The sequence below is a fragment of the Thalassospira sp. ABL2_045 genome (assembly GCF_056161285.1).
Window position 1 is genome coordinate 636,812 of record NZ_JBSWYV010000001.1, and the last position, 25,774, is coordinate 662,585.

Sequence of the window (25,774 nt, forward strand, 5' to 3'; positions counted from 1 at the left end):
ATCATGACAATTTAAGATGATATAATGATATCTATTCATTTGTGTCATGGCAAGCTGCGGCCCATCATCGGGGCATCAACAGATTTCCCGATGTAAGGAGAACCCGATGAAGCCGGTCGCAAATGATCATGTCCTGATAAACAACACACGCATTGCCCACGGGGTGTATGGCGATGGCGTGCCTGTCATTTTACTGCATGGTACGCCGTCATCCTCCCTGATCTGGCGCTATAGCGTCGAGCCGCTGGTGACTGCCGGATACAAGGTGCATGTGTTTGATTTGCTGGGATACGGGCTGTCGGAACGGCCATGGGACTCGGCAATCGATACATCTATCAGTGGGCAGCTACCGATCCTTGAAGGGTTGATGGATCACTGGGGGCTGACATCGGCCCATATTGTTGGCCATGATTTTGGTGGGGCGATTGCCCAGCAGGTCGGGGTGTTTCGCCCGGATCTGGCACGCACCATCATCCTGATTGATGCGGTCAGTTATGACAGCTATCCCTCCAAACGCACACGTCAGCAGATGGAGGCCGGGCTTGATGTTCTGGCCAAGGCACCAGATTCAGAGCACCGGGCGCATTTTCGCGACTGGGTGAAATCAGCCGTGGTTGATCAGGCGCGGTTCGAGGACACCGCCCTTGAGACCTATGTCGATTACATTTCCGGCCCGATTGGCCAGGCGAGCCTGTTTCAGCATCAAATCCGCCAATATGACCCGATCCATACAATGAAGGTGGCCGACCGGTTGGGCGAACTTGGCACCAAGCCGGTCAAGCTGATCTGGGGCGCGCAGGATGTCTGGCAGACGACAGATTGGGCGGAACGCCTGCATAGGCATATTCCGGGGTCGGAGTTGAGCCTTGTGGAGGGGGCTGCGCATTTCGCCCTTGAGGACAAACCTGATGAGATTAATGCGCTAATCCTTGATTTCCTGAACCGGCATCGCGACGCTTGAGCCGATATCAGCCACACATTCATGGAACCGGACTTTACCAATGCGGGCGAGGTCCGGTTTTTCTTTTTGTTTGCAATTATTTGCGGCAAAATCCCCAAATAGCGTTTATCACTATACCTAATTTAAAGGTTTTCCCGGCAAAGTCGGGAAAATTGCCCATATATCCAGCTATAGGGCAGGCAGCGTTTTGGGGAACATCATATGGCGACCATGATCGAACATCCCGGGGAACAGGATTTTCTGCATCGTTTGATGCTTGATAACCCGTGGTGGGATGGTGTTACTGATGATCAGGTGCAAGGCCTGCCGCAACGTGCGTTTTTCAAGCGGTTCTGGGGCGCGATTGAAAAGAATGACGGCCAGAAGGCGCTGGTTCTGACCGGGCCCAGGGGCGTTGGCAAGACCGTGATGATGCGCCAGGCGGTGGCCGAGCTTTTGAACAATGACACGCCCAGGCGTCATGTTTGTTATGTGTCGCTTGAACATCCGCTGTTTCTGGAGATTGATCTGCCGCGCCTGCCGAAACTGTTGCGCTCGATGCGCGGGATCTCGGCCGATCATCCGCTTTGGCTGTTTATCGATGAGGTTTCCTATCAGCGCGATTGGGAGGCGAGCCTGGTCAAGCTTTTGGCGGCGGATCCGATGTTGCGCGTGGTGGCCGTCAGCGCGCTGGCGCCTGCGGGCGATAATGTTGAATATATGCAAAGCCTGTTTTTACCACCGTTCAGCTTTGCCGAATATCTGGAGCAAAAGGGCATCGCACCCAGTGATGTTTTGCCCGAAACGCCCAATGTCGGGCGCTATACCGCCGATGTGCCCGATGGTTTGATTGAGCTGAACGACCTGTTTGAGGATTACATCAACGAAGGCGGTTTTCATGCCGCCAATGGCGAGGCCGGGGCCATTCACCGATCGCTGCATTCCGATTTGCCGGGCCTGCATGGCATTTCAAGCCCGTCAGACCTGCATCGGTTGTTTGCGCTTCTGGCCTATAACACGGGTTCGGAGTTTTCGATTGAAACGTTGGCGCGCGAGCTTGATATCGCCAAGAACACGCTTAGGCGGTATCTGGAATATCTTGAAAGTGCCTGGCTGGTGCGCCGGCTTGAACGTGTTGATCAGGATGCCAAACCGTTCCAGCGCGCCGTGGCGTTCAAGGTGCATCTGATCCATCCGGGGCTTCGCACCGGTTTGATTGGCGGGCGGGCATCGGACAGTGCCACCATCACGCGATTGGCCGAAACCGCAATCCAGACGCAGTTTCTGACCTCAGCGGTCGGGATGGAAAGCCTCTATTACGCGCGCTGGGGGCAATATGAGGTGCCGTTTGTCTTCCTTGATCGACGCTCGGGTACGCCCTTGTTTGCCTATCATTGCCTGTGGCGCGATGAAGCGATCCGCAAGCCCAAGGAAATTCGTGCGCTGGTCAATTTCCGGGGCAGTCACGCCTTGCCACTTGGCGCCTTTGTCCTGACCAAGGCGCAATGGCACGGGGGCAAGCTTGGCGGGGTGCCGATGCGCTTTGAGCCGGCCAGTGTGCTCGCCCTTCGGATCGGGCTTGAATTTTCGCAGCTTTGATCGGTTGTGCTAAACTGGCTCATCGCGCCGGGTTGCATTTTGATGGGGCGGCGCAGGGCAAGGGAGGTCCGTCATGACCAGGCTTTCTCGGGTTTGCTTTATGTTTGTGGCCGGGGCAGTGATGCTTTGGGCTGGTATGTTGGCAAGTGCGCAGGCGCAGGTTGTGTGTCCCGCACAGCCGCATTGGAGCGACACCACACCGCCGATCAATATCGAGCACGTCTTTTGCGGTGAGGTCGATGGCAATCGGGCCAAAGGGTTTCATTCCCGCCCGCATGGCATCAATCCGGCAAGCGTTGCGGATGTGAAAATCACGCAAGAACCCAATGCCAGTGGTGTCTATGGCGCAACCGTTACGCTGGTGAATCCCGATGGCACCAACCCGTCAAAATTCTCGACCATCTATCCCGATCACTGCAGTCAGGCGGAAGTCGAAAAATCCATTCTGCATGCCTATGACAACCAGGAGGCCTGCCCAAGCGGTGCGCCGCATTGGGCGTCTTGCGGCTTTAACCGGCCTGGAGGCGGATCGGCGGCCGGATATTGCGTTGGCCCATCAGAAGAGGTGCGGTTTTACATCGCCTTTGCAACGCTGAGCCACGGGGCGAATGCGGGCAATATCAATACCGCCTTTCCGCTTTATTGATGGGGTGATTCGAGCTGTGCGTGATCAGAGAGTGATGTGATGGCAGGCAGTAATTTTCCGGTTCCCGATTGGCCGGGAAAGGTAGCAGGTGACGCCGGGCATGATCGCATTGCGGCCGTCCTTGCGATGGATATCGGGCGTGCAAACCAATGGGCGGGTGAGGTGCTGTCGCATGTAGATCGGGTGCGTCAAAGTCTTAATGCCTCTTGGGAAATGTCGATGAATGCCTACATCTTGAATATTGGGCCGGAAACAACGGATATATCGCCGGTTTTTGATGAGGCGGGTGAAAGCCCGGTGACGGTGCGGACCGCCGATCTTGAGGTGGCGTTGCGCACCTGGATATCAAAGCTGTCAGAAAGCCCGGATTAACCGGGCGGAAAGCAATTTGCCCGAAGGTGGGCATGGTTGGGCAACATGAGTAGAGCGATTTGAACGCAGCATTCTGGCGTATTCCCGCATGTGCGATAGTGATCATGGCGGTGGCATTTGTCATGTCGCCGGGCGCTCCTGCATTTGCGCAAGATGAGAGTTCCAAGGATGCGCCGTCTGATCCGCTGGAAAAATTCCTGTCGCAATATGTCGAACATGCCGGTCTGCCCGGCGGGGTGGTGGCGATTGGCTATGGCGAAGGCAATGTGCGCTATGCCGCCACGGGCTATGCCAGTGTTCGGCCCGATACCGGCATGACACGGGACCGGCAGTTTTATATCGGATCGCTGACCAAGATGATGACGGCTGTGGTCACCTTGCAGCTTGCCTCCGAACAGCGGATTGATCTGGCCGATCCGATTGGCACATACCTGCCCGAAGAATTCCGCGACCGCATTGCCAATGCCGATCGCGCGACCATTCGTGATTTGCTGCGCAACAGTTCGGGCATTCCCGATTATCTGGATGGCGAGTTCTTTTTCGAGCTGGTCGGGCGCGATCCGCGGCATGGCTGGCGCAATGTCGAGCTGTTGTCACTGATTGCGGATCGGGATGCCTATTTTGCCCCGGGCACGAATTATGCGCCATCCAACAGCAATTTCATCCTGCTGGGCGTGATGATCGAGGCGGTCGAGGGCGCGCATATCAGTGCCGTGTTTAATCGCCGGATCTTTGCCCCGGCCGAGATGAACAACACATCCTTTGGCAGTTTTCCAAGGCCGGCATCGCTTGCGCGCGGTTTTGATGACGCCAATGGCGACGGGCAGCTTGAAGACGTCACGGATTATGACGTGGGCGATCAATTGGCTGATGGCGGGGTGATTTCGACTGCCGAAGATATGGTCAAATTTGCCCGTGCGCTGTTTGTGAACGGGGTTCTGCTGGGCCCGAATGCGCTTGAACGCGCAACGACCGATACGGCCTTTGCAGGTGACGGGTCCTATGGCTATGGGTTGATGATCGGGGCGAGTGACTGGGGCCCGGTCTGGGGGCATGACGGGATCTATTTTGGCTACTCGGCCGAGTTTTCATGGTTCCCCGAACAGGACACGGTGGTGGTATTTCTTGCCAATGGCCGGGCGCTGAATGAGGTGCCAAGTGTCACCAGCATGCTGATGACCGGTTTGTTCGGCACGCCGGAATAGGGTTTATCCTTCTGTTTTCATTCTGATTTTTCGCAGTCCGTATGCAGATATGCATGCGGGAGTGCTTCATCTATGCACAGACGTCATAACTGATAGGATTATAATAGTTAGAATTCTATCTAATTTTTCTGTTATGGTTCGTGCCATGGAAAACATTGATCAAAACACCCCGTACCTGACCCTTGGCAGTGCCCTGATGCGCGTCGCGCGTTGTTGGCAGCGTGAGGTCAATCGCACCCTTCAGGCGCATGGACTTTCGCAGACCATGGCCATGCCGTTGATTGTTCTGCATCGCAATGGCGGCGCGGTACGTCAGGGCATGATTGCCGAGGAAATCGGTGTGGAGGGCCCGTCATTGGTCCGCGTTATTGATCAGCTTGAGCGCGACGGGTTTGTGTCGCGTGTTTCTGATCCGCGGGATCGTCGGGCCAAGATGGTCGCCCTGACCGATGCGGGCTGCGCGAAAGCCAGCGAGATTGAAGTCCTGCTCGGCGATCTGCGCGGCGAGTTGACCGCCAATGTTTCCGAGGAAAATCTTCATATCACCTTTGATGTCATGCGCGAACTGCTGAACCGGCTGGATATGCGCGACACGTCGCAATAAGCCGGAGGACAGCAGATGTTGCAAAATATTCTCGCGCTTCGGCCAAAAGCCGGAGACTGGATCTTTTCGATCAAGACATTCGGGGCATCGATGTTGGCGCTTTATATTGCGCTGGCCTTTGATCTTGATCGCCCGGTCTGGTCGATGGCGACGGTTTATATCGTGGCCCATCCGTTTTCCGGCGTCCTAGCATCCAAGGCAGTTTATCGCGTGCTGGGCACCTTGTTTGGTGCGGTGGTCGCGATCATTCTGGTGCCCAATCTGGTCAATGCGCCGATCGTGCTGAGTGCTGTTCTGGCCGTCTGGGTTGGCGTTTGCCTGTTCTTCGCACGGCTTGATCGTACACCGCGCAGTTATGTTCTGATGCTGGCGGGGTACACTGTGGCCCTGATCGGCTTTCCGAGTGTGACCGATCCGCTTTCTGTCTTTCCGACTGCGATTGCGCGCTGTCAGGAAATCACGGTGGGCATTCTCTGTGCCACACTGGTCGGGCATATCATTTTGCCGCGCCATATCGGCCCGGTGATCGCATCACAAATCAACGGCTGGATGGCGGATGTCGCCAAGCTGGTCACGGAAAGCTTTGATGCGGGCATGGATGCCGATCAGCTGGACCGTGACCGGGCGCGCATTGCCGCCGACCTTGGTGAGTTGCACGGCATGGCCTTGCATCTGGGCTATGAGAAGTCGCGCTTTTCCGGGCGGACACGCGAATTGCAGGCGCTGCAAAGTGCGATGGCATCCCTGTTGCCGGTTTGTTATGCGGTCCATGACCGTTTGACGGCGCTTGCGGCAGAGGGTGTTACCTTGCCGCCCGAACTGCGCGCACTTTGTGATGACATCATCGATCACGTTAATCGCGATGCCCATGACCCGGACCTGACATGCAGCCTGCATGACCGTGTGACCGCGTTTCGCGATCAGATCGACCAGTCATCTGACTGGGGTGGACTTTTGATGGTCAATTTGTGTGATCGGCTGCACCGGTTGCTTGATTTCCATCATGATTGCCGGGTTCTGTGGGATGGCATTCGTGCGGGTTCTGCACCCAGTGACGTTTTAAACCGCTGGCAGGCAACCGCCGGGTCAGAAGCCATGGATCGTGATGCCAATGGGGCGGTGCGCAGTGGTATTGCTGCAGCGGTCGCGATCAGTGCAGTGTGTGCCTTCTGGATTATTTCCGGATGGCCTGCAGGCGGCACGGCGGCGATGATGGCAGCGGTTGGCAGTTCGATCATGTCGTTTCTTGATAACCCGGTGCCGGCACTCAAGGGCTTTATCCGTTACACCACGATGGCGGTTGGTGCAGTTGTTTTCTATAACCTGACGATCCTGCCGGGTATCGATGGTTTTCCGTTACTCGCCCTGTCATTTGCGCCTTATTGCATCTTGCTGGGTGTGTTGATGACATCCCAGGCGACATATGGCTTTGGTCTGGCGATGGTGGTCAACCTTGTCATGATCCTCAACCTTGATACGACCTATAGCAGCGATATCGAGACCATTCTGGGCGGCGGTGTTGCATCGTTGGCGGGCTTTGGTGCGGCGATAATTGCAACCGCCTTTATCCGGGTGGTGCCGGCAGATCGATCAATCATGCGTCTGGTTCGGGCCAACTGGCGGGATATTGCCGCGATTGCGCGTGGATCCTTTGCCCATGGGCGTCTGATCCTTGTGCGCCGGTTGCTTGATCGCCAGGGACTTATCCTGCCGCGTTTGGCCATGGCGCCGCAGCATCGCGATACATTGATCCGGGTCATGCCCGAAGCAACGATTGCGTCCTGCCTTTATGATTTGCGCAATGCGACGCTGTTTACCAGCAAGCCGGTTGCCAACCGCATCAAGGTCCTTTTGCGGTCCATCGCGCGGCATTTCGAAGCCCGCCTGATTGATCCGGATCGCTTGCCTGATCCGTGGATCGTCGAGGAAGTCGATAACCTTTTGCGGTTGGTGGTCGCCGACCCCGAGGGTTCTGACCGCGAACGGCTTCTGGTGCCTTTGGTCGCGCTTCGCCGCAATCTTTCGAAAACAGGTGCGCCACGCCTGCAGACACAAACGGGTGGCGGCATCTTGCCGGCCCAGCTGACGATCATGGGAGAAACAGCATGATCAATCCGACATTTAACATTTACGGCCTGTATGTCCCGACCTTTCTGGTTCTGACAATTGCAGCATGGGGGTGCCTGAAGGTCACCCATCTTGGTCTGGCGCGGATCGGTTTTTACAAAATGACCGTCCATCCGGCGCTGACCGACCTTGCGCTTTATGTGCTGATCCTGACCGGGCTTTCGGCCGTCTTTCTGAAATAGGTGATGTGATGAAAAATATCGTTTTAAAAAGCCTGCGTATCGGGTTCACAAGTTTGCTTGTGCTGATTGCCTGTGTGGGCGGATGGCATCTTTATGATTACTACATGAACGAGCCTTGGACGCGCGATGGCCGGGTCAGTGCCGATGTGATTTCCATTGCCCCCGATATTGGCGGGCTGGTGTCCGAGGTTCTTGTTGGCGACAACCAGCCGGTCAAGGCGGGCGATGTGCTGTTTACCATTGATCGGGCGCGCTATCAGGTGGCGGTCGATCAGGCACGCGCCAAACTTGAAAACGCAATTGCCGCGCGCGATCAGGCCAAGCGCGAAGTCACCCGTTATAGCGGTCTTGATAGCGACGTTGTCACCGATCAGAAAAAGGAACAGGTCAAAACCGACCTTGCGACCGCGCAGGCCGATGTGGATTTGGCGCGTGCTGATCTGGCTTTGGCCGAACTTGATCTGTCACGCACCAGTGTGGTGGCGCCGGTTGACGGGGTTGTGACCAACTTTTCGCTGCGCCGCGGGGCCTATGTCGGGGCGGGCAGTGCAATTGCCGCCCTTGTCGATAGCAGCTCGTTCTATGTCGCGGGATATTTCGAAGAAAACAAACTGCCGCGCATTGCGGTGGGGGATCGCGTCAAGGTGATGTTGATGGGCGAAGATCGCCCGCTGCATGGCCATGTGGTCAGCATCGCAAGCGGTATTCAGGACAGCGAACGGTCCGGCAGTTCGGCGGGCCTTGCCCAGGTCAAACCGACCTTTAGCTGGGTGCGCTTGGCACAGCGTGTCCCGGTCCGGGTCGAGCTTGAAGACGTGCCCGAAGACGTCCGTCTTGTTGCCGGGCGCAGTGCGGTCGTCACGGTCGAGGATGAAAACACCAGCAGCGGTTTTGCCGGACTGAGCCCGAAGCTGTTATTCTAGATGGTCTTGGTGATGGTGCGGTGGATGTGATCATGCCGCACCGCAAAAATTGGGTTGCAGGGGAAAACAAGTTTGGGTAATTTTCGTAAAAATTAAATTCAAATATTGTACGAATATTATCAAACGGGAGATTCCTGATGGCTGCTGCCCCACGTCCGCGCCGCTCTGTTTTGTATATGCCCGGCTCCAATGCGCGTGCCCTTGAAAAGGGCCGTACGCTTCCTGCCGATGGGCTTATTCTCGATCTTGAGGATGCGGTGGCCCCCGATGCCAAGGATACCGCACGTGATCAGATTGTCAGTGCTTTGGCTGAGGGCGGCTATGGCAAACGTGAAATTCAGATCCGGACCAATGGCCTGAATACCCCGTGGGGGTATGCCGATATTGTTGCAGCGTCCGAAACATCGGCTGATGCCATTCTGCTGCCCAAGGTCGAAAGTGCCGATACCGTCCGTCAGGTCGCCAATATCATGGAGGCCGAAGGCGCGCATGACGAAATGACCATCTGGTGCATGATGGAAACCCCGCTTGCGATGCTTAATGCCAAGGAAATTGCCGGGGCGCATCCGCGTCTGGGTGGGTTTGTCATGGGGACATCCGATCTTGCCAAGGATCTGAACTGTGCCCATACCCCGGACCGTTTGCCGATGGTGACCAGCCTTGGTCTGTGCCTGCTGGCCGCACGGGCCTATGGGCTTGCGATCCTTGATGGGGTGCATCTTGATCTGTCTGATGATGCCGGGTTTGAGGCGTCCTGCAAGCAGGGGCGCGAGTTTGGTTTTGATGGCAAGACCCTTATTCATCCCAAAACCATTGCGGCTGCCAACGCGGCCTTTGCCCCGGCAGAGGCCGAGATCGACTGGGCACGCAAGATCATTGCCGCCCACGAAGAAGCCAGTGCTGCGGGCAAGGGCGTTGTCGTGGTCGATGGCAAACTGATTGAAAATCTGCATGTGGTGTCGGCCAAGAAGCTGGTCGCGATGGCAGATTTGATCGCGGAAATGGACGGGGCCTAAGCGCCCGAACACCATCAGGCAAAGGGTTCGCGCCGCGTGAAAATGGCTGCATTCAAGACAGCCAAAGCCGCGCGCATCGGTATCTCATAGAAAATCCGGCCTTTCAGGGAGGCAATTGAATGTCAAAGACCAATCCGGGCAATTACTTCGAGGATTTCCAGATCGGACAGGAAATCCGCCATGCGACCCCACGCACAATCACCAGCGGTGATGTGGCGCTTTATACCGGGTTGTATGGCCCGCGCTTTGCCGTGCAGTCATCGGATGAGTTTGCCCAAAGCATCGGCTTTAAGGCAGCACCGGTGGATGATTTGCTGGCTTTTCACATGGTGTTTGGCAAGACGGTGCCTGATGTGTCGCTCAATGCCGTGGCCAATCTTGGCTATGCCGGGGGTGTGTTTGGTGTGCCGGTCTATCCGGGCGATACGGTCAGTTCGGTTTCGACCGTGACCGGGATCAAGGAAAACTCCAACGGCAAGACCGGTGTTGTGTATGTCAATTCCGTCGGGCGCAATCAGCGCGGCGAGATGGTGCTGGATTACAATCGCTGGGTCATGGTGCGCAAACGCGATGAAAATGCGCCGGCCCCGGAAACGGTCCTGCCGGAATTGCCTGGCGTCGTAGCACCCGAAGCATTCCAGATTCCGGTCGGGCTGGATGCATCGGCTTATTCAACCCAGTTGGCGGGGTCACCGCATTGCTGGGATGATTACTATGTCGGCGAGAAGATCGATCATGTCGATGGCATGACGCTTGAAGAAGCCGAACATCAGATCGCAACCCGGCTTTATCAAAACACCGCCAAGGTGCATTTCGATCAGGTCGCGGCCAATGGCGGGCGGTTTGGCAAGCGCCTGATTTATGGCGGGCACATCATTTCGCTGTGTCGGGCGCTGTCATTTAACGGGCTTGGCAATGCTTTCCGGATTGCCGCGATCAATGCCGGAACACACGCCAATCCGGCCTTTGCCGGGGATACAATCTTTGCCTGGTCGGAGGTTCTGGGCAAATTTGAAGTGCCGGGGCGACGTGATCTGGGGGCGCTTCGTCTGCGCCTTGTTGCGGTGCGTGATCGTCAGGCCAGTGACTTCCCGCTTAAAGGTGCGGATGGCAAATATGCGTCTGACGTGTTGCTTGATTTTGATTATACGGTGTTGATTCCGCGCTGACTCGCCGGGAAACGGTGGGCTGCTTAATGGTTCGTTTGGCTAGAGCGCGCTATTTTAAGTGCGCGCGGTGGCCTGATCTTGATCGAAAGGCCGCGCGTTCATAAGTGTTAGCAACAAATTAGACCCGATCCGAAGGCAGTTTCCTTGCGTAAGAAGGTCTAATTGTGCGATTGCTAAAAGCACGTTACGCCGTATGTGAAAGACCCGTGTCTTTTGCAGCGCCCATCCCGCAGGGTGTTTACGGTGTCTGAGAGGTCAACCTACGTAGTTCAACGGAGGCAGTTGAGGCGTTTTTGTCACTGAAATCTTTGGTTTAAAAAGGGGTTCAGATTGACTCAAACCCGCTGCATGGGTAAATAAACCCTGCTTTCCCGCCAGCTACTTTGAGAAGAGGCAATTCCGTTATGAGCAAAGCCAATCGGCCGCTGTCTCCGCATTTGCAGGTGTACCGGCTTCCGATGACGGCAAAGATGTCCATCTCCTTCCGTGCGATGGGTGTCGGCCTTGCCATTGGTTTCGTATTTTTGGCGTCCTGGCTGATTGGTGCCGGCGCTGGTCGTGATGCCTTTGACGGCTATCACGGATTTTTCACCTCGTGGTTTGGTCTGCTGCTGCTGTTCGGATGGACGGCGGCGTTTTATTACCACGCTTGCAACGGTATCCGTCACCTTATCTGGGATACTGGTCGCGGCCTGACGAATGAGGGTGCTGCAAAAGGCAACCCGATCGTCTTTGGCGCGGCAATCGTGCTGACCATTCTCACCTGGATCATCAGTCTGGCCTAAGGCCGGGCAAGAGGGGACAACTTGTCATGAAGATGCAATCCGATCTGGGCCGTGTCCGCGGTCTCGGTTCTGCCAAAAGCGGCTCTTCGCACTGGTGGACCCAGCGCGTTACGGCTGCTGCAAACCTTCCGCTCGGCATCTGGTTCATTATTTCGATTCTTGCCGGGCATACGGCAGACTACGACGCCGTCCAGGCCTGGCTGGGCTCGTACTTCCATTCGACCATGATGATCCTGATGATCATCAGCGTTGCCGTGCACTTCACGCACGGTCTGCAGGTCGTGATCGAAGATTATGTGCACAACCGTAAAGCAGAAATGATCTCGCTGATGCTGATCAAGGCTGTGGCAGCCTTCCTGTCTGTCGCCGCGATCATTTCAGTCCTGCGTATCGTTTTTGCCGGAGCCTGAGCCAATGAGTGAATCTTATAAAATTATCGACCATAACTACGACGTCGTTGTTATGGGTGCGGGTGGCGCGGGTCTGCGCGCGACACTGGGTACGGTTGAAGCCGGGCTCAAAACCGCATGTATCACCAAGGTCTTCCCGACCCGTTCGCACACCGTTGCTGCCCAGGGCGGTATCGGTGCATCGCTTGGCAACATGTCCGAGGATCACTGGCAGTGGCATATGTATGACACCGTCAAGGGTTCGGACTGGCTCGGCGATCAGGACGCGATCGAATATATGTGCCGTAACGCCGTTCCGGCGGTTCATGAACTTGAACATTACGGCATGCCGTTCTCGCGTACTGAAGATGGCAAGATCTATCAGCGTCCGTTCGGTGGCCACACCCGTGACCACGGCAAGGCGCCGGTTGAACGTGCCTGTGCTGCTGCTGACCGTACCGGTCACGCCATGCTGCATACCCTGTATCAGCAGTGCCTGAAAAACAAAGCCGAGTTCTTTGTCGAATATATCGCCCTTGATCTGATCATGGACGAAGACGGTTCGTGCAAAGGTCTGGTGGCCTGGGATCTTGATTCCGGTGAACTGCATCGCTTTAACGCCAAGATGGTCATTCTGGCCTCTGGCGGTTATGGCCGTGCGTTCTTTAGCTGCACCTCGGCCCATACCTGTACCGGTGACGGTCATGGCATGGTGGCCCGTGCGGGTCTTGGTCTGCAGGATATGGAATTCGTTCAGTTCCATCCGACCGGCATTTACGGTTCAGGTTGCCTGATCACCGAGGGTGCCCGTGGTGAAGGTGGGTATCTGACCAACTCCGAAGGCGAACGTTTCATGGAACGTTATGCGCCGACCGTTAAGGACCTTGCATCGCGTGACGTTGTGTCGCGTGGTATGGCACAGGAAATCCGTGATGGTCGCGGTGTTGGCGAGCACGGCGAATACATCCACCTGCATCTTGAACATCTTGGTTCGGAAGTGCTGTGGGAACGTCTGCCGGGCATTACCGAAACCGCGAAAATCTTTGCCGGTGTTGATGCGACCAAGGAACCGATCCCGGTCCTGCCGACGGTCCATTACAACATGGGCGGTATCCCGACCAACTATAAGGGCGAAGTTCTGCGTCCGACCGCCAAAGACCCGAACGCAATCGTTCCGGGCCTGATGGCAGCGGGTGAAGCAGCCTGCGTTTCGGTCCACGGTGCAAACCGTCTGGGTACGAACTCGCTGCTCGATCTTGTTGTGTTTGGTCGTGCATGCGGTCTGCATGCCGCCGAAGTTGTTGATGGCAAGGCATCCTTCAAGGAGCTTAAAGGTACGGACGGTGACGAAGCGATCGCACGCTTTGATCGCCTGCGCTGGGCCAAGGGTTCGCGTCCGACGGCTGATATCCGCCTTGAAATGCAGCGCGTCATGCAGGGCAACTGCGGCGTGTTCCGGACCTCGGAAATCCTCAAAGAGGGCAAGGAAAAACTTTCTGAAACCGCCAAGACGCTTCCCGACGTCGGTGTTTCGGATCGCTCCCTCATCTGGAACTCGGATCTGGTCGAGACTCTCGAGCTTGAGAACCTCATGACCTGTGCCGCAGCAACCATGAATTCGGCAGAAGCGCGTCATGAATCGCGTGGTGCACATGCCCACGAAGATTTCCCGAAGCGTGATGACGAAACCTGGATGAAGCACACGATTGCGACTGTCGACACCGACAAGGGCTATGGCGTTGATCTGACGTATCGTCCGGTCAATACCTTCACCCTGACTGATGAAGTGTCGTATATCGAGCCGAAAGAGCGCGTCTATTAAGGCGCGGCAAGAGAGGATTTGAGAGATGGTAGAATTCAATCTTCCCGCCAATTCGGTCGTCAAAGAGGGCAAAACGTTCTCTGCGCCGGCTGACGCGAAGAATGTCCGTGCGTTCAAGATTTACCGTTTTGATCCGGACAGTGGCGACAACCCGCGTACCGACACCTATGACATCGACCTCGACAAATGCGGGCCGATGGTTCTCGACGCGCTGATCAAGATCAAGAACGAGATCGACGCGACGCTGACTTTCCGTCGTTCCTGCCGTGAAGGCATTTGCGGTTCGTGCGCGATGAACATTGATGGCCGCAACACGCTTGCGTGTCTGAAGCCGATTGATGACATCAAGGGCGAGGTCAAGATCTATCCGCTGCCGCATATGCCGGTGGTGAAGGATCTGGTGCCGGATCTGTCCCAGCCCTATGCGCAGCTTGCTTCGATCGAGCCGTGGCTCAAGGCCGACAGCCCGACCCCGCCGGACGGCGAACGTCTGCAGTCGCGTGAAGAGCGCGCCAAGCTTGATGGTCTGTGGGAATGCATTCTGTGCTTCTCCTGCTCGACCGCGTGCCCGTCTTACTGGTGGAACTCCGACCGTTACCTCGGCCCGGCGGTTCTGCTGCAGGCATACCGTTGGCTGGCTGACTCGCGTGACGAATATACCGGTGAGCGTCTCGATGCACTCGAAGATCCGTTCCGCCTGTATCGTTGCCACACGATCATGAACTGCACCAACACCTGCCCGAAAGGCCTGAACCCGGCCCTTGCGATCACCGAAATCAAAAAGATGATCGCAGAACGCCGCGCGTAAGTGCTGACAGTGTTGCCGTGATATTGGCGTTTGACGCCAGCATGTTGAAGCCGCCGAGGATCATGGATTCCGGCGGCTTTTTCTTTGCCGGTCTATGATCATGGAGAACTATTGAAGAAGCCTCGTCAGCATGTGGCGGACATGATCCTGACCGCCAAAGAAGATGGCGAGGATGCGGACGTTTTTGGCGTCCTCAAGGATGTCAAACCAAACGATGGCGCGGCCAAGTGTCACGTGACGAAGTCCGGATGCGATGGCGTCATGCAAGGTGCCGCAATATGGTGCAGTGCCCAGTTTTTCGATATCGCTGTGAATATCAAGCAGGCGTTGATGCGCGTGAGTGATCGCACCATCGGAAGCCTCACCAAACCCGACATAGTTTTCGAACAGGAAGTCGAAAATCAGTTCAAAGTCACGTTCGGCGTCCGCCGAATAGATGACCTCATAGGTCATGCGATGCACGCTTTTTGGTGGCGATGTCGGAAAGCCGATCTTTCATCGCAGTGCTGGCGATAAACTCACCCTCGCGCCGCGCCGTGATGATTTGGCGCAGTGCTTCGGTTTCAAGGGACTCGGTTTCGGACTTATGGCGCAGTAACTCAAGACCTTGCTGAAGCACGGCGCTGACACTGGGATATTTGCCTTGTGCGACAAGCTCCCGAGCATACGCGTTCTGGTCATCTGTTAAAGAGATAGAGGATTTTACAGTCATGGCGACCTCCTTCGTCTTTTAATGGTGTGACCCAGTAGCACCAAAGTCAAGTTCGGGCTGTGATTTTGTCGCGCTTTGTTAATATCTGTCTTACGTAAAACCGCTAAAGTGCTGGTCGGGTTTTCATCAAGCAGGGAACGTTCATCTTGCCCCATCGCCGTATTTCATCTCTTCGTGCTTTTGCCCCGTTTGTTGGTCTGGGTTTGCTGTTGGGCCTTGCCGCCTGCGGGGAAACCGGTTCGAAGTGGGAAGCGCAGGATATGTTTGCGGCACCCACCGAGCAAAAGGTCGATGATCGCTATCGGGCGATGATTGATTTCAAGGCGCTGGCACGTGACGCGGCGGGCAAGGAATATGCCGCCGGACCAAATGCGACGGTGATGGGCGCGGTCGAGGAAGCGGTCGCCATGTGCCAGCAGGCCAATGCGCAGGGCTGCAAGGCCGTAAGGGTCGGGCTGACCTGGGTTGATGGGCTCGATCAGCCATCGATTGAAAGCGTGATTTCATCCTATCGCGATACCATGACGGCCGAGGCCTATCAGGCCGCCGGACAGGGTAATATGGGGGCGGCTAACTGGCTGGCCTATCATTATGCGGTGCGCGGTGAGAATTTGCAGGAAGCCGAACGCCTTGCCAAACAGGCGTTGCAGGTGGCCCCCGATGATCCTGGTACACTCGATACCTATGGTCTAATCCTGTATCGCCAAGGTCGTTATCAGGAAGCCGAAGAAGTCTTTATTCGGGTGAACAAGGCGATGCCGACGGCTGAGCATATCGCGCATTTCGCCGATAATGCGCTGGCGATGGGCAAGACGGAAATGGCACGTGCGGCCTATCAGCGTGCGCTTCAGGCCGGGGCAGGGCCGGTGCTTTCACAGACCATCCAGAAACGCTTGCTCGCCCTTGATCTCAATGGTGGAGCGGCATCGCCGGTTCAGGCCCCAGCGCAATAGGCTTTTATGGTCCAACACATCATCTTTGATTGTGACGGGGTCCTAATCGATAGCGAGATTTTGTCTTTTGCTGTCGATGAGAAGCTGCTGCCTGACTATGGCGTTACGATCACGGCGGGCGAACTGGCGCGTGATTTTGGTGGTGTGACATACGGCGAAATGATCGAAGCGTTGAATGCCCGGTTTGGCGCGAAGATTGAGGCTGTGTCCTATCAGGAACGCTGCGAGGCCGAACTGGCCCGTACCTTTGAAACAGAATTGCGGGCGATTGCCGGTATTCCTGATCTTTTACGCAATATTGCCCGTCCGATTGCGTTGGCGTCGGGCAGTGGTCTGGCGAGGCTGGATCAATGTTTGCGGCTGACCGGTCTTGCAGGCTTCTTTGAAGACAGGGTGTTTTCGGCCGAGCAAGTCGCGCGTGGTAAACCCGCCCCGGATGTTTTCCTGTTGGCGGCCTCCTCATGTGGCTGGGTGCCGGAGCATTGTCTGGTGATTGAAGACAGCCCGTCGGGCATTCATGCGGCCAAGGCAGCCGGCATGCAATCGGTCGGGTTTCTGGGCGGGGCGCATCGCAATGAGGCGGATGCAGAAATCCTGCGTGATGCCGGGGCAGGGTATGTTGCAGGTAACAGCGCAGAGCTGCACGGTTACCTGCGAGATCTTGGCCTGATTTCGAACTAAATCAGCTTAGGCCCAATCAAGGGTGATGACTTCGCCGTCGACCAAAGGCAGGTCGACCTCGTTGAGGTTATTGCCCGGACCAGCGCGATCAACGATCAGAAAGTCGCTGTCTTCTTCAAGCACAAGCAACGGGTGGTGCCAGACGTTTTTGGCGTAGGTTACACCCTGCGTGCCATCACTTAGAAACGCGCGCAGGTCTTCGGGCTTGGGTGTGTCCGTGCCCGTGGCCACGACAATCAGGAACTTCTGGCCCGAGAGCGGGATGAAGGCCTGTGAGCCCAGCGGGTGGCGTTCCATCATTTTGATTTCAATCGGCTTGGGCCGGGGCGTGCCGCGAAAGATGCTGATGATCGGGGTACCGCCTTCGTCCGCGACATCAACGCGCGAGATATCATGGAACCGGGTCGTGGTGCCCTGATTGATCTTGTAGCTATCGCGCGCGGTCGCGGTCGAGATGACCTCGCCAAAGGGCGCGAAGGCCTCTGGCGTCAGATGTTCGATGGGAAGCTGCATGACTTGGCCCCGTTACTTGGTTGGTTTGCCAAGGATGCGCAAACGGCTGATGCCGCCGTCGGGGATCGAATTGACGCGCAGATGGGTGACCGGGCCATTGACGTTAAGCGCGGAGGCATCAAATTCATGAATGTGATCTGCCTGCATCTTGCTTTCTGGCAGGATGGTTGACCAGAACATCGAACGTGCGCGCAGTGATTTGTCCTTTTCACCATCGACAAAAGCGCCCTGAATGGAGACGCGGTCGGGATAGTTGCCCTTGAAGTGGCAGGTATCGACGATGATTTTTTCGATCTCGCCGGGGTTACCGAGTTCGACAATCAGCCATTCATTGCCCGGTTCACGACGGCGGCGGGTTTCCCAGCCATCGCCCATATTGACCCCGCGGCCCGGGGCCAGAATGGCGTTCGGGTTGCCGTAATGGGCATCCGACCAGTCCAGAACCACACCGCCATTGATCATGGCGGCGAGATCGACCTGCTCGCCCTTGGCAGCCATTTCCGTCCAGTCGCGGTTCGGGCGACCATAAACGCGCAGACGCGCCACGCCACCATCGGGATAAATGTGCAGCCGAACATGGGTATAGATCGCATCTGAGGTCACATCGGCATAATGATGTGCACTGGCGCCAAGGCCCATGGGGGTAACGATTTCGTCCCACGTCGCATCATCGGCCGGGTCGCCATCGGGGCAATAGCAGCCTTCAAGGGATGCGGCCGGCGGGAAGTTGCCGGTGAAGTGGCTGGTGTCGATATCGACACCGTAAATACGGCCCGAAGTCGCCAGACGGACGACACAGTAATCATGGCCCTCGACACGTTTGCGGCGGCTTTCCCAGCCATCCATCCATTTACCATGATCGTCATAGCGATCCGGGTAAAACACCGCGTCTGCGGTTTGCAGCATGCGCTGCTTGTCGGCGAAGAAATCGTCGGTCGCAAAGACTGCTTCTGCGCCCAGACGTTCGTCGGCCAGATTGACAAAGCGCTGTGCAAATTCCGGTGCGTCGGTGTTTTCCTGATGGCTCATGGTCGTATTATCCTGAATTAGTTGTTTATTATTTGGCAGTCGTTATTGGTCACCGGGTCGGGTGCTGCGGGTGATCCTACAGCGCTTCGAGCCGCAATTTGGCAATGCGGTGAACCTGTGCGATCGCCTCGTTGAATTCGGTTTCGGTATCGTTCTTCACGCGGCGTTCAAACGCATCGAGAATATCGGTGCGATGGAAGCCCTTGACCGCAAAGATGAACGGAAAACCGAACTTCTGTTTATAGAGGTCATTGAGTTCGGTAAAGCGGGCAAGTTCATCGGGTGTGCATTGATCAAGTCCGGCACCCTTTTGCTCGCTTAGAGATGACTCGGTCAAATCCGCCAGCGCAAGCTTGCCCGCAAGATCGGGATGGGCGCGCAGAAGCGAGAGTTTGTCATCATCAACCGCACCATTCACAATAGCCGCCATGGCATCGGCAAGGGATGCAGGATTATCGAGCTCGCCGGTGATGCCACGCGCATAAAGCTGATGGGCAACCCACGGCGAATGTTCATAAACCCAGCCATAGAGCGAGACAAACGCGCTTTCGGCAAGCGTGCTCGGCGGGCGGGTTTCAAACAGGGATTGGGTGGTTTCTGTCATATTGACCTTGTGTTTGTTGATCGGGCTTAGCCGCCAAACGGATGATGTTCGCGCCAGTGACGGGCGATATCAATCCGGCGGGCAAACCAGACATTGTCGTGGCTTTGGACATAATCGACAAAGCGTTTGAGTGCGGCAAAACGGCCCGGACGCCCGACGAGGCGGCAATGCAAACCAATCGACATCATGCGCGGGGTTTCGGTCCCTTCTTCATAGAGCGTGTCGAAGCTGTCCTTGAGATACTGGAAATATTGTTCGCCGGAATTGAAGCCCTGCATGGCGGCAAAGCGCATGTCATTGGCATCAAGCGTATAGGGCACGATCAGGTGGGGGGTGTCGGTCTGGGTGCTCCAGAACGGAAGCTCGTCGCTGTAATCATCGGCGTCATACAAGAAACCGCCTTCTTCGGCCACCAGACGGCGGGTATTGGGGCTGGTGCGCCCGGTATACCACCCAAGTGGGCGTTCGCCGGTGACGTCCTTGATGATTTCGATCGCCTTGTGCAGATGTTCGCGTTCCTGGTCTTCGGGCATGTATTGGTAATCAATCCAGCGATAACCGTGCGAGCAGATCTCGTGACCGTCTTTCATGGCGACTTCGCCAACGCGCGGGTGGCGGGCCAGCGCCATGGCGACGGCAAAGATGGTGATGGGGATCTGACGTTCGCGAAACAGGTTCAGAATCCGCCAGACACCAACACGCGAGCCGTATTCATAGATCGACTCCATGCTCATATGGCGGACACCTTCGCGCATGTCGGCCCCGATCATTTCCGACAGGAAGGCTTCAGACGCGCGGTCACCATGCAGGATGCAGTTTTCGCCGCCTTCTTCGTAATTCAACACGAACTGAACAGCGACGCGCGCCTTGTTCGGCCAGTTGGCCTTGGGCGGGTTTTCACCGTAACCAATCAAATCACGCGCATATGTCTGGTCGTTCATGCGAACCTTCTCCTGAATTCTGTGGGATTGATCCCGTACGCCCGGCTTTGTTGTCGGGCCTGTTTGGTGTAGCATTAACCATTGGCCGCAACGCAGCAAGAAAGAAACCTGTGTATGGCGGGCCAACGACGTGCCGCACTATCAAGGCTGTTTTGATAATGTTCCTGGACGGGATCAGATTAGTGCCGCTTTATTCGCGGTCTATCAAGGCGTTTCGCCTGTGTTTGCGTTCATAGTGCCTGAAACGGTTCTATTCGTTTTTCAAAGAATTGTTGATATAGTTTCACTTTATCGCCTCTTTCCCCCGGACGGGGTGTAATGCGACGATTTTAAATCGCTTAAAAATTGGTTCGGCACAAAAACACAAACAGAATGCCGACCACGGGGAGAAGCGACAGCTCATAAAATAATAGAACGAGAGAGGAGGCCCGGCATGGGACGACTGACCACCCATGTACTGGATACGGCAAAAGGCTGCCCGGCTGCCGGAATCCGCATTGAGCTGCATCGCTTTGGCAATGGCCATGATGACATGGTTGCCGAAGCCGTGACCAATGTCGATGGCCGCACCGATGGGCCGATGCTGGAAGGCGCCTCTTTCAAACCGGGTCAGTATCAGCTTGTTTTCCATGCTGGCGATTATTTCGATGCCAGCGGTACCGAACTTCCCGATCCGAAATTCCTGGATCAGGTCGTGATCCGGTTCGGCATTTCTGATGGGCAGGCGCATTATCATGTGCCGCTGTTGCTGTCGCCGTTCGGCTATTCCACCTATCGCGGCAGCTGAGGTCAGACATGGCAAGTGCGACCGGATCCTTCCGTTCTGACATCCGTTTTCTGCTCGGCGACGAGGAACGCAGCCTGCGCGATGTTGATCCGCAGATGACCGTTCTTGAATATCTGCGCCTGACTGAGCGCAAGGCGGGAACGAAGGAAGGCTGTGCCGAGGGCGATTGTGGCGCCTGCACGGTGGTGCTGGGCGAACCCGATGGCAAAGGCGGCATGGCCTATCGCACGGTCAATGCCTGCATCCAGTTTGTCCCGACCCTTGATGGCAAGCAGCTTCTGACCGTCGAGCATCTTAAATCCGAAGACGGCAGCCTGCATCCGGTGCAGCAGGCGATGGTCGATACCCACGGATCGCAATGCGGTTTCTGTACGCCGGGCTTTGTCATGAGCCTTTATCAGCTTTGGCTGGATGGCGGTGAGGATGACCGGGGTGCGATCAATGATGCCTTGGCCGGTAACCTGTGTCGTTGCACCGGCTATGGCCCGATTATCGAGGCCGCGCGCAAGGCAGGCGGTGTTGCCGCCAATGACAGTGCCGAACAAAAACGTCGCGCCGATATTGCCGCCCAATTGACCGCGATGGTCGAAGGTGAAGGCACGCTTGCCCTTGAACACCCCGCCGGGCGGTATTTTGCACCGCGCACGTCGGATGAATTGGCCGCGCTTTTGGTGGCGCACCCGGATGCCACGGTTCTGGCCGGGGGCACGGATGTCGGGCTTTGGGTGACCAAGATGCTCAAGCGTCTGGACCCGATCATTTACATCGGCGATGTTGCCGATCTGAAATCGGTGAGCGAGACCGATGATGCCTTGGTGATCGGGGCGGGTGTGACCTATAGCCGGGCGCATGATGCGCTGGGTCGGGTGGCAAGTGATGTCAGTGAGTTGGTCCGCCGAATCGGGTCGCGGCAAATCCGCAATGCCGGGACGGTTGGCGGCAATATTGCCAACGGATCCCCGATTGGCGATACGCCGCCGGCCTTGATTGCGCTGGGTGCGAAGGTCGTGCTGCGCATGGGCGATGTCCGGCGAGAAGTGCCGCTGGAAGAATTTTTTATCACCTATGGCAAGCAGGACCGCCATCCGGGCGAGTTTGTCGAAAGCGTGATTGTACCCAAACCAAAAACTGGATTGGTGTTCAAGGCCTATAAAATCTCCAAACGTTTTGATCAGGATATCACCGCCGTTCTTGGGGCCTTTGCCATCAAGGTGGATGATGATGGCAATGTTTCGGAATTCCGGGCGGCCTTTGGTGGTATGGCGGGCACCCCGATGCGGGCCAGGAAATGCGAAGCGGCCCTGATCGGCAAGGATTGGGATGAGGTGAACCTCAATGCCGCACAAATGGCACTGGCAAGCGAGTTTTCCCCGATGAGTGATATGCGCGCATCGAAGGAATATCGCATGCTGGTGGCGCAAAACCTTTTGACCAAGCTCTTTATCGAAACCAGTGCGCCTGATATTGCCACCCGCCTTGTTGGCAAGGAGGCGGCGCATGTCTGATCAAGCCATGAAAGCCGATAAGGACGAGGTGATTGCACCGACTGCGGGCTTAAGCGGGGGTGTGCGGTCAAGCTCCAAACATGATAGCGGCCCGAAGCATGTTGCGGGAGAAGCGGTTTATATTGATGACATCAATGAGCCGTTTGGAACGCTGCATCTCGCCCCGGGGGCGTCGAACATCGCGCATGGCAAGATCACCAAGATGGATCTTTCCAAGGTCCGTTCGGCGCCGGGTGTGGTGTGTGTCCTGACCGCCGATGATATTCCCGGCGTGAATGATGTTTCGCCCGCGCATACCGATGATGAGCCGGTTCTGCCCGATGGCATCGTGCAGTTTTATGGTCAGCCGGTCTTTTGCGTGGCAGCCGAAACCCGCGCGCAGGCGCGTGCCGCCGCCCAGTTGGCCGAGATCGAATATGAAGAACTGCCAGCGGTTCTTGATGTTGCGGAGGCACTGGAAAAGCAGCTTTTCGTCGCACCGCCACATGTCATGAAACAGGGCGATGCCAAATCGGCGCTCGCGCGCGCCAAGCATCGCCAAACGGGTCGCATGGAGATTGGCGGACAGGATCACTTTTACCTTGAAGGCCATATCAGCTTTGCCATGCCGGGCGAGGATGGCGATGTGTTGCTGCATTGCTCCACCCAGCATCCATCGGAAGTGCAGCACAATATTGCCAATGTGCTTGGGCGTCCGGCCAATGCGGTCACGGTTGAAGTGCGGCGTATGGGCGGCGGCTTTGGCGGCAAGGAAACCCAGGCGATGCAATGGGCGGCCCTGGCGGCCATCGTTGCGACCAAAACCGGACGCCCCGCGAAGTTCCGACTGGATCGTGATGACGACATGGTCATGACCGGCAAGCGCCATGACTTCATTGTTGATTATGATGTCGGCTTTGATGATGACGGGCGGATTTGCGGGCTAGATATCCAGTATGCCGCCAATTGCGGGTTCTCGGCTGATTTGTCAGCGGCGATTGCCGATCGTGCGATGTTCCATACGGATAATGCCTATTACCTTGGCGATGTCGAAATCCGGTCCTATCGCTGCAAGACCAACCTTGTGTCCAACACCGCGTTTCGTGGATTTGGCGGACCGCAGGGCATGGTCGCGATTGAGCGCATCATTGATGAAATCGCGATGATGGTCGGGCGCGATCCGATGGATGTGCGCATTGCCAACTATTACGGTGGCAAGGGGCGCGACACGACGCCATACCATATGGTGGTCGAGGATAATGTTCTTTCCGAGCTGACCGACGATATCCTGAAAGCCAGCGATTATCGCAAGCGCCGCGAAGAGATTACCGCGTTTAATGCCGAAAGCCCGGTTTTGAAAAAGGGCCTTTCCCTGACGCCGGTGAAGTTCGGGATTTCCTTTACCACGACGTTCCTCAATCAAGCCGGCGCGCTGATCCATGTTTATCAGGACGGGTCGGTGCATCTGAACCATGGCGGGACGGAAATGGGGCAGGGCCTGTTTATCAAGGTCGCCCAGGTCGTCGCCGAGGAATTCCAGATCGACCTTGATCAGATCAAGATCACCCCGACCAATACCGGCAAGGTGCCCAACACATCGGCAACCGCGGCGTCAAGCGGGGCGGACATGAACGGCATGGCGGCGCGCGATGCGGCGATGACGATCAAGAACCGCCTGATTGCCTTTGCTGCCGAGAAATACGGTGTTGCCGAAAGTGTTGTCCGCTTTGTGCCGGGCAAGGTCATTGTTGGCGACAAGGAAGAGTTGGCCTTTGCCGATCTGATCAAGCAGGCTTATCTGGCGCGTGTGTCATTGTCGGCGACCGGCTATTACGCGACGCCGAAAATCCATTATGACCGCGAAAGCGCTTCGGGTCGGCCGTTCTATTATTTTGCCTATGGCATGGCGTGTTCCGAGGTTCTGATTGATACCCTGACCGGGGAATACAAGGTCACGCGGGTTGATATCATTCATGATGTCGGGCGCTCGCTGAACCCGGCGATTGACCTTGGCCAGATTGAAGGCGGCTTTATTCAGGGGATGGGGTGGCTGACCTCCGAAGAACTGTGGTGGGATGAAAAGGGAAGCCTGCGTACCCATGCGCCGTCGACTTATAAAATCCCGGCATGTTCGGATCGACCGGAAGATTTCCGATTGGATCTGTGGTCATCCGGACGAAATGCAGAAAAAACCATTCATCGTTCAAAGGCGGTGGGTGAGCCGCCGCTGATGCTGGCGATTTCGGTGCATCGGGCTATTGCCGATGCGGTGGCATCGGTGACGAACCACAAGATCGTCCCGGCCCTCGATACCCCGGCAACGCCCGAAGCGGTCTTGCATGCGGTTGCCGATTGCGCCAAGCGCATGATCGAACGGGTTCAATCCACGCAATCAATGGCGGGGGAATAGGTCATGCCCCTGTCGCGGCACGATCATATCAGGCTTTTGTCCCAACCGGGTCCGGTGATGCTGGTCAGTGTTGCGGCCATTCGCGGGTCGACGCCGCGCGAAGTGGGGGCCTTCATGCTGATTACGCCTGATGCGATTTCGGGCACGATTGGTGGTGGCAATCTTGAACATCAGGTAACACGCCGGGTGTGTGAAGGACTGGAGGCCGGGGCAGATACTCTGCCGCTTGCAGAAATCGTACGTTTCCCGCTGGGGCCGGGGCTTGGGCAATGTTGTGGCGGATCGGTCGAGGTTGGCTTTCACCTGTTGCGTGGGGTTGCGAAAGAAACGCTGCGCACCGTGTTGCAAGAAATCGAGACCGCACCGACCCGTGCCGATGGCCACTGGGTCACCATACCGACCGATTGCAGCGAGATCGCGCGGGTGAGTGGTGCGCACGCCAAGATGCTTGCGGGCAGTTTCGGGGCCGCGCGTGGCGGGATTGTATCGCTGAACGGGCTGGGAACGCTTTGTTTGCGCCTTGATGATGCGCGTACTCCGATGTGGATTTTTGGTGCCGGGCATGTTGGCAAGGCGGTTGTGCAGGCCTTGGCGCCGCTGCCGTTTGACATTCACCTGATCGATTCGCGCGAAGACTTTCTGGCGGGTGTGGAAGGCGAGAATATTCATGTTTGTCAAAGCGATAAGCCCGAAGCCGAGGTCGCTGATATCCCGGCCGGGGCGCATGTTTTGATCTTAACGCACAACCATGCGCTTGATTTCGACATCTGCCGGGCGGCTTTGGTACGCGATGATCTTGGTTTTGTTGGCATGATTGGCAGCCAAACCAAGCGTGCACGCTTCATCCGACGTCTTTCTGATCGGGGGTTGAGTGCGGCTGAAATCGGTCGTCTGACAACTCCGATTGGAATTCAAGGTATTACCGGCAAACAGCCGGTGGTAATTGCGGCATCGGTTGCCGCACAGCTGTTATCCGTGCGTGAAGCACAGATGGCACATGCACAAACGCCCAAATCCGCATCAGACGGGGTGGGCTGAGCTTAAAGCCTTCTTTGAGGGCAACATTAATGATA

27 protein-coding genes are annotated in these 25,774 nt (G+C 56.5%); 21 read left to right on the forward strand and 6 right to left on the reverse strand.

The genetic code is table 11. From position 1 onward, the window contains the following. Nucleotides 1–106: 106 nt before the first annotated feature. From ACXAIA_RS02980 to ACXAIA_RS03050, 15 genes are all read left to right on the forward strand, one after another. Nucleotides 107–961: an alpha/beta fold hydrolase gene (locus ACXAIA_RS02980; RefSeq protein ID WP_475348032.1), complete on the forward strand. Its 855-nt coding sequence runs from the start codon at nt 107–109 to the stop codon at nt 959–961. A gap of 201 nt (nt 962–1,162) precedes the next feature. Then, on the forward strand, nt 1,163–2,539 hold the full coding sequence (locus tag ACXAIA_RS02985) for an ATP-binding protein (RefSeq protein WP_475348033.1): 1,377 nt from the start codon (nt 1,163–1,165) through the stop codon (nt 2,537–2,539). A gap of 73 nt (nt 2,540–2,612) precedes the next feature. Then, entirely contained in the window at nt 2,613–3,185 is a 573-nt protein-coding gene (locus tag ACXAIA_RS02990; RefSeq protein WP_475348034.1) for an EndoU domain-containing protein, read from the forward strand. A gap of 39 nt (nt 3,186–3,224) precedes the next feature. Next, nucleotides 3,225–3,557, forward strand: coding sequence for a hypothetical protein (locus ACXAIA_RS02995; protein ID WP_475342714.1), 333 nt, complete (start codon nt 3,225–3,227; stop codon nt 3,555–3,557). A 104-nt stretch (nt 3,558–3,661) separates the two neighbouring features. Next, complete coding sequence (locus ACXAIA_RS03000; RefSeq protein WP_475348035.1) at nt 3,662–4,762, forward strand: serine hydrolase domain-containing protein; 1,101 nt, start codon at nt 3,662–3,664, stop codon at nt 4,760–4,762. A gap of 145 nt (nt 4,763–4,907) precedes the next feature. Beyond that, on the forward strand, nt 4,908–5,366 hold the full coding sequence (locus tag ACXAIA_RS03005) for a MarR family winged helix-turn-helix transcriptional regulator (RefSeq protein WP_475348036.1): 459 nt from the start codon (nt 4,908–4,910) through the stop codon (nt 5,364–5,366). A gap of 15 nt (nt 5,367–5,381) precedes the next feature. Beyond that, nucleotides 5,382–7,475: an FUSC family protein gene (locus ACXAIA_RS03010; RefSeq protein ID WP_475348037.1), complete on the forward strand. Its 2,094-nt coding sequence runs from the start codon at nt 5,382–5,384 to the stop codon at nt 7,473–7,475. After that, complete coding sequence (locus tag ACXAIA_RS03015; RefSeq protein WP_475348038.1) at nt 7,472–7,675, forward strand: DUF1656 domain-containing protein; 204 nt, start codon at nt 7,472–7,474, stop codon at nt 7,673–7,675. The genes ACXAIA_RS03010 and ACXAIA_RS03015 overlap by 4 nt, the downstream gene beginning before the upstream one ends. An 8-nt stretch (nt 7,676–7,683) precedes the next feature. After that, the gene (locus ACXAIA_RS03020; RefSeq protein WP_475348039.1) at nt 7,684–8,598 is read left to right on the forward strand and encodes an efflux RND transporter periplasmic adaptor subunit; all 915 of its coding nucleotides are present in this window, start codon (nt 7,684–7,686) and stop codon (nt 8,596–8,598) included. 137 nt (nt 8,599–8,735) lie between these two features. After that, a complete protein-coding gene (locus ACXAIA_RS03025) occupies nt 8,736–9,614 on the forward strand; it encodes an HpcH/HpaI aldolase/citrate lyase family protein (protein ID WP_475348040.1) in 879 nt (292 codons plus the stop codon). Nucleotides 9,615–9,733: 119 nt separating this feature from the next. Then, the gene (locus ACXAIA_RS03030) at nt 9,734–10,783 is read left to right on the forward strand and encodes a MaoC family dehydratase (protein WP_475348041.1); all 1,050 of its coding nucleotides are present in this window, start codon (nt 9,734–9,736) and stop codon (nt 10,781–10,783) included. 404 nt (nt 10,784–11,187) lie between these two features. Next, nucleotides 11,188–11,568, forward strand: a complete 381-nt coding sequence (gene sdhC, locus ACXAIA_RS03035; RefSeq protein WP_475348042.1) for a succinate dehydrogenase, cytochrome b556 subunit — start codon at nt 11,188–11,190, stop codon at nt 11,566–11,568. A 26-nt stretch (nt 11,569–11,594) separates the two neighbouring features. After that, nucleotides 11,595–11,978, forward strand: a complete 384-nt coding sequence (gene sdhD, locus ACXAIA_RS03040; RefSeq protein WP_475348043.1) for a succinate dehydrogenase, hydrophobic membrane anchor protein — start codon at nt 11,595–11,597, stop codon at nt 11,976–11,978. Between the two features lie 4 nt (nt 11,979–11,982). Then, entirely contained in the window at nt 11,983–13,779 is a 1,797-nt protein-coding gene (sdhA, locus tag ACXAIA_RS03045) for a succinate dehydrogenase flavoprotein subunit (protein ID WP_475348044.1), read from the forward strand. Nucleotides 13,780–13,804: 25 nt separating this feature from the next. Then, a complete protein-coding gene (locus tag ACXAIA_RS03050) occupies nt 13,805–14,587 on the forward strand; it encodes a succinate dehydrogenase iron-sulfur subunit (RefSeq protein WP_062956809.1) in 783 nt (260 codons plus the stop codon). A gap of 108 nt (nt 14,588–14,695) precedes the next feature. On the opposite strand, the gene ACXAIA_RS03055 is transcribed toward ACXAIA_RS03050, so the two are convergent. Then, on the reverse strand, nt 14,696–15,040 hold the full coding sequence (locus ACXAIA_RS03055) for a type II toxin-antitoxin system RelE/ParE family toxin (RefSeq protein ID WP_475348045.1): 345 nt from the start codon (nt 15,038–15,040) through the stop codon (nt 14,696–14,698). After that, nucleotides 15,030–15,299 (reverse strand): ribbon-helix-helix domain-containing protein, encoded by a 270-nt coding sequence (locus ACXAIA_RS03060; protein ID WP_475348046.1) that lies wholly within the window; start codon nt 15,297–15,299, stop codon nt 15,030–15,032. Before ACXAIA_RS03060 ends, ACXAIA_RS03055 begins: the two co-directional genes overlap by 11 nt. 146 nt (nt 15,300–15,445) lie before the next feature. Here ACXAIA_RS03060 and ACXAIA_RS03065 point away from each other — a divergent pair, with 146 nt between their 5' ends. Both ACXAIA_RS03065 and ACXAIA_RS03070 read left to right on the forward strand, forming a co-directional pair. After that, nucleotides 15,446–16,252, forward strand: coding sequence for a tetratricopeptide repeat protein (locus ACXAIA_RS03065; protein ID WP_475348047.1), 807 nt, complete (start codon nt 15,446–15,448; stop codon nt 16,250–16,252). Nucleotides 16,253–16,258: 6 nt separating this feature from the next. Then, entirely contained in the window at nt 16,259–16,933 is a 675-nt protein-coding gene (locus ACXAIA_RS03070; RefSeq protein ID WP_475348048.1) for an HAD family hydrolase, read from the forward strand. A 6-nt stretch (nt 16,934–16,939) separates the two neighbouring features. On the opposite strand, the gene ACXAIA_RS03075 is transcribed toward ACXAIA_RS03070, so the two are convergent. The 4 genes from ACXAIA_RS03075 to puuE form a co-directional block, all read right to left on the reverse strand. Next, on the reverse strand, nt 16,940–17,446 hold the full coding sequence (locus ACXAIA_RS03075) for an ureidoglycolate lyase (RefSeq protein WP_475348049.1): 507 nt from the start codon (nt 17,444–17,446) through the stop codon (nt 16,940–16,942). A 12-nt stretch (nt 17,447–17,458) separates the two neighbouring features. After that, nucleotides 17,459–18,475, reverse strand: a complete 1,017-nt coding sequence (alc, locus tag ACXAIA_RS03080) for an allantoicase (RefSeq protein ID WP_475348050.1) — start codon at nt 18,473–18,475, stop codon at nt 17,459–17,461. Nucleotides 18,476–18,551: 76 nt separating this feature from the next. Continuing rightward, entirely contained in the window at nt 18,552–19,079 is a 528-nt protein-coding gene (uraD, locus tag ACXAIA_RS03085) for a 2-oxo-4-hydroxy-4-carboxy-5-ureidoimidazoline decarboxylase (protein ID WP_475348051.1), read from the reverse strand. 26 nt (nt 19,080–19,105) lie between these two features. After that, nucleotides 19,106–20,020 carry an allantoinase PuuE gene (gene puuE, locus ACXAIA_RS03090; protein ID WP_475348052.1) on the reverse strand — a complete coding sequence of 305 codons (915 nt, stop codon included), beginning with the start codon at nt 20,018–20,020 and terminating at the stop codon, nt 19,106–19,108. A gap of 433 nt (nt 20,021–20,453) precedes the next feature. Between puuE and uraH the strand changes: the two genes are divergently transcribed. From uraH to xdhC, 4 genes are read left to right on the forward strand one after another with little or no spacing between them, the layout of a single operon-like run. Then, a complete protein-coding gene (uraH, locus tag ACXAIA_RS03095; RefSeq protein WP_475348053.1) occupies nt 20,454–20,807 on the forward strand; it encodes a hydroxyisourate hydrolase in 354 nt (117 codons plus the stop codon). 8 nt (nt 20,808–20,815) lie between these two features. Further along, entirely contained in the window at nt 20,816–22,312 is a 1,497-nt protein-coding gene (gene xdhA, locus ACXAIA_RS03100; protein WP_475348054.1) for a xanthine dehydrogenase small subunit, read from the forward strand. Continuing rightward, on the forward strand, nt 22,305–24,701 hold the full coding sequence (xdhB, locus tag ACXAIA_RS03105) for a xanthine dehydrogenase molybdopterin binding subunit (protein ID WP_475348055.1): 2,397 nt from the start codon (nt 22,305–22,307) through the stop codon (nt 24,699–24,701). The genes xdhA and xdhB overlap by 8 nt, the downstream gene beginning before the upstream one ends. Before the next feature lie 3 nt (nt 24,702–24,704). Beyond that, nucleotides 24,705–25,739, forward strand: coding sequence for a xanthine dehydrogenase accessory protein XdhC (gene xdhC / locus ACXAIA_RS03110; protein ID WP_475348056.1), 1,035 nt, complete (start codon nt 24,705–24,707; stop codon nt 25,737–25,739). The last annotated feature ends 35 nt before the right edge of the window (nt 25,740–25,774 follow it).